Source organism: Mycobacterium asiaticum (assembly GCF_001668675.1).
Lineage (GTDB): Bacteria > Actinomycetota > Actinomycetes > Mycobacteriales > Mycobacteriaceae > Mycobacterium > Mycobacterium asiaticum_D.
In genome coordinates this window covers 1-4,507 of record NZ_LZKQ01000294.1, presented here as the reverse complement: position 1 = coordinate 4,507, position 4,507 = coordinate 1, and the positions used below count along the sequence as shown (strand labels likewise).

At 72.6% G+C, this 4,507-nt stretch carries 2 protein-coding genes and 1 pseudogene; 2 read left to right on the top strand and 1 reads right to left on the bottom strand.

The genetic code is table 11. From position 1 onward, the window contains the following. The coding region (locus tag A9X01_RS24495) for an Hsp70 family protein (RefSeq protein ID WP_155772263.1) at positions 1-938 on the top strand (938 nt) is incomplete at its 5' end. A 5-nt stretch (positions 939-943) separates the two neighbouring features. Then, positions 944-1,609: a nitroreductase family protein gene (locus tag A9X01_RS24490; RefSeq protein WP_065123205.1), complete on the top strand. Its 666-nt coding sequence runs from the start codon at positions 944-946 to the stop codon at positions 1,607-1,609. 6 nt (positions 1,610-1,615) lie between these two features. On the opposite strand, the pseudogene A9X01_RS31950 reads toward A9X01_RS24490, so the two are convergent. Continuing rightward, positions 1,616-4,507: pseudogene (locus A9X01_RS31950) on the bottom strand (PE family protein); the annotation flags it as partial.

Genomic DNA, 4,507 nt, shown 5'->3' with positions numbered 1-4,507 from the left:
GCCAGGTCAACGAAGTCGTCCTTAGTGAGGGCATCCAGCGTTTGGGCGGTGACGATTTCGACAACGCGATCGCGCAGCTGGTGCTGGAGGTCACGAGGCTGCGGGTCGACGACGACGCCTACGAGCTGCTGCTGGAGGAATGCTCGGCCCGCAAGGAAGCGGTCGGGCCGCAGACGCGCCGCTTCCTGGTCGACCTCACCGACATCGGCGGCGCCGACCAGCCGCCGTTCTCCTGCGCGATCGACGACGTGTACGCCGCGTGCTCGCCGTTGGTCGACAAGACCGCCGATCTGTTGTCCCGGGTGCTGCGCGATCCGGCCGGTGACGGACGGGACGTCGCCTGGTCGGAGGTGGCCGGCATCTATGTGGTCGGCGGCGCGGGCAGCTTTCCGCTGGTGTCCCGGATGCTGCGTACACAGTTCGGTGACCGCCGCGTCAAACGTTCGCCGCACCCGTTTGCGGCGACGGCCATCGGATTGGCGGTTTGCCTCGACAGCGACGCCGGATTCGTGTTGTCCGAACGCTTTTCGCGGCATTTCGGTGTCTTCCGGGAGGCGGAGGCGGGCGCCGACGTGGTGTTCGACCCGATCGTTCCCAAGGATGCGCTCCTTCCGCCGGACGGCCGCACGCCGCTGGTGGTCAGCCGCACCTACCGCGCCGCGCACAACATCGGGCATTTCCGATTCGTCGAGTGCAGTCGGGTGGTCGACGGGCGGCCCGACGGTGACGTCACGCCCTACGATCCCGTGCTTTTCCCGTTCGACCCCGCCCTGCACGACCGGGAGGATTTGGGGCGCCAGCCGGTCGGCCGGTGGAGCGACGGGCCGCAGGTCGAGGAACGCTATGTGGTTGCCCCCAGCGGCGCGGTGGAGGTCACCGTCACCACCCTGCCCACCGGGTACCAGCGCACGTTTCGGCTGGAACGCACCGGGGTGTGAGTTCCATGGATCTGTACGACGTCATGCGCAGCACCTTCGCGGCGCGGGAGTTCACCGACGAGCCATTGCCCGACGACGTGCTGTATTGCATCTTCGACAACGCACGGTTCGCGCCGAGCGGTGGTAACCGGCAGGGCGCACACGTCACCGTGGTGCGTGATCTGGACACCCGGCGCCGGATTGCCGAACTCAGCGCACCGGCCGCCCGGCGGTACTGGGCCCAGCAGTCGGCCGGCGAGAGCCCGTGGAATCCGTTGCATCCCAACACTATTCCGCAGGACGTCGTCGACAACACCGAGTTCCCGCATCAATTTCTCGCGCCCTTGATCAACGGCGCCGTGGTCCTGGTGATCTCCGTGGACCTGGGCGTGGTGGCCGCGCTCGATCAGGATCTGGATCGGGTCGGGCTTGCCTGTGGGGCCTCGGTGTACCCCTTGGTGTGGAACATATTGCTGGCGGCGCGCAACGAGGGCTTTGGCGGCACCATCACGACGATGGCCATCCCTCGGGAGCCACAACTTCGCGAGTTGCTGGGCATTCCGGAGACGCATGCGGTCGCGGCGGTGGTGCCGTTGGGTAAGCCGGTACGGCAGCTGACAAAGCTGCGCCGCCAGCTGGTAGTAGACTTCGTCACCCGCGAACGCTTCGATGGGGCAACGTTTTCCGGCTGAGCGGCGTCAGGGCGCGCTCTGCCCGTCACTGCCAACATCGTTGTATGGGCTGCCAACGCCGCCCTTGCCGCCTACCCCGCCGACCGCACCGCCGGCGCCGCCGGCGTTGCCAAGGTTCATCGGCGGATTCTGAAGTTGAAAGCCCTGGCCACCCGCCGGCACCCCGCCGGGTGATCCATAGCCCGGGGAGACGAGGTTGTAGGCGCCGCCGCCGCCACCACCGCCCACACCGCCTGCTCCAGTTGCGCCGGCGCCGCCGGTCCATGTGACGTTCCCGTTGGTCTTGGTATTGCCGCCGTTACCGCCCGTACCCGCGGCGACGCTCGCGGACCCGGCACCGCCGCCGCCACCGCCGCCGCCAGTGATCGCCGCGTTTTGTTCGGCGTAACCGCCGGCGCCGCCACCGCCGCCGCCACCGCCCTTGCCGCCGACATCGGCAGCGGTGGTGGCACCGGCTCCGCCGGTGCCACCGGAGCCGCCGGTTGCGGTAATCACGTCGGAGAAACCGCCGCCAAAGTTCGCGGTGCCGCCGTCACCACCGGCGCCACCCGACCCCCCGCTGTTGCCAAAGCCGGCGAAACCTTCGCCGTCACCGGCGCTACCGCCGTTACCGCCGGCGCCGCCGCCGCCACCGCCGCCGCCGTGAGCGGGTCCCTCGTCTGGGTTGCCCTGGCCGCGAGTCGAATCCCCGCCGTTACCACCGTCGCCACCAGCGCCACCCTGGCCGCCGTCACCGTTGGTCCCGCCGATCGGGGCGGAACCCCCGCCGCCGCCGGCGCCCCCTCGGCCACCGTCACCACCGAGACCGCCGACCACGGCAGCTGAACCGTCGCCCCCGTTGCCGCCGGCACCACCTCCGGCGCCGCGACCGGCCTTCGCATCCGCGCCAAGGGCGTCGCCACCGCTACCGCCGGCACCGCCTTGACCGCCCGAGCCCCCAGCACCGCCGTTGACGTCCGGCGCATTGTCGGCGCCGTCGCCACCGATACCGCCCGCGCCGCCGTCGCCGCCATCGCCGTAGCCCCCGCCGAGACCGCCGGCCGCACCGCCGGTGCCACCGTCGCCGCCCACGCCGCCATTACCGCCGGCTTGGCCGTTTGTCTGAGCCGCGGCGCCATACCCGTTGCCGGCCGCACCGCCGTCGCCGCCGTCGCCGCCGTCGCCATGGATAGCACCGCCGGTAGCGGTCCCTCCGTTGCCGCCGTTACCGCCACGACCACCGCCGCCACCGTCCCCGGACGCGCCGTTGAAGATGCCGGCATCACCGCCGTCGGCGCCGGCACCGCCGGCACCACCGCCACCGGCCTTGCCACCCACACCAACCGCGTTACCACCGTTACCGCCGTTGCCGCCGTTGCCGCCGGAACCACCATTCTGTTCCGCGGGATACCAGGGGTCGAAGCCAGACGCACCGCCACCGCCGCCACCGCCGGCACCGCCGTCTCCGCCATCGCCATAGTCTCCGCCGAGGCCGCCGGCGCCAGGCGTCCCGCCGGTCCCGCCATTACCACCGTGACCACCGCCACCGCCGTTGCGGCCGAAGTTAGTGGATGACCAATCAGACCCGGCGCCGCCTTTACCTCCCGCACCGCCCTTGCCGCCGTCGCCGGCCGCCACCAAATCGCCGCCCGCTTTACCACCGGTACCGCCCGCACCGCCCTGACCGCCGTCCCCAGCACCGTCATTTTGGAAGCCGTCGACACCGGCACCACCCTTGCCGCCCTCGCCACCGTTGCCGCCGGCGCCGTCGGCGCCCTTGGTTCCGGTCAGACCACCACCCACACCGCCGGTGCCGCCGTCACCGCCGGTGCCACCGTTGCCGCCGGTGCCGCCCGTTTCGGGGTCCAAGTCATCGTGGTAGCCGTGGTAACCCTCAGCGCCGCGGCCACCGACACCACCGGAACCGGCATCGCCGCCCTGACCGTTGACTCCGCCGGTGCCACCATTACCGGCCGCCCCGCCCATTCCGCCGGTGCCGCCCTTGCCGCCGTCTCCGCCGTCCAGAGGGACCCCACCTCCGGTCACGGGCTGGTCGAAGCCGGCACCACCGGTACCGCCGTCACCGCCCCGGCCCCCGTTGCCAGCTGCTACACCGGCACCACCGGCGTCGCCACCGGTGCCGCCCGCACCGCCCTGGCCACCCTGTCCACCGTCGTCGGTCGCGGTGCCGGCGACTCCGACGCCTCCGTCACCGCCGTCACCGGCATGGCCCCCGGCACCATCGGCACCCTTAACGCCACTGACCCCACCGCCGACGCCGCCGCTGCCGCCACCACCGCCATTGCCGCCGTCACCGCCGGTGCCACCGGCCGCCGCATTGTTCGCACCGCCACCACCGGCGCCACCGGCACCCGCGGCCCCACCATTGCCGTCGAGGCCGCCAGTGCCACCGCTGCCCGCCGCCCCGCCGGCACCGCCGGTGCCGCCGGCGCCGCCGTGACCGCCGTCGACCCCGGTGGTCAGTCCCGTAGCGTCAAACCCTTCGCCACCCTGGCCGCCCTGACCGCCCCGGCCACCGTTGCCGTTGGTGCTTCCGGTGCCACCCGCGCCGCCGCCACCGCCGGTGCCGCCCTGGCCACCGGATGCACCCGCGACCGTGGACCCGTCATAGCCCGCGCCGCCCTTCCCGCCGTCACCGCCGTCGCCGCCAATGCCCGCAACCGCCGATGCGCCCGACGCCCCGAACAGTCCGCCGGCCCCGCCGGAACCGCCGGCCCCGGCATCGCCGCCATGACCACCCTCACCGCCTAAACCACCAGCGGTCAGCGGGTTTGGACCCGCACTACCGTCCGCGCCGAGCCCACCGGCTCCACCCGCGCCACCGACGCCGCCGGACCCGCCGCCACCGAACAGGCCGATGCTGCCGCCGCCGGCACCGTTGCCGAACAGCCAGCCGCC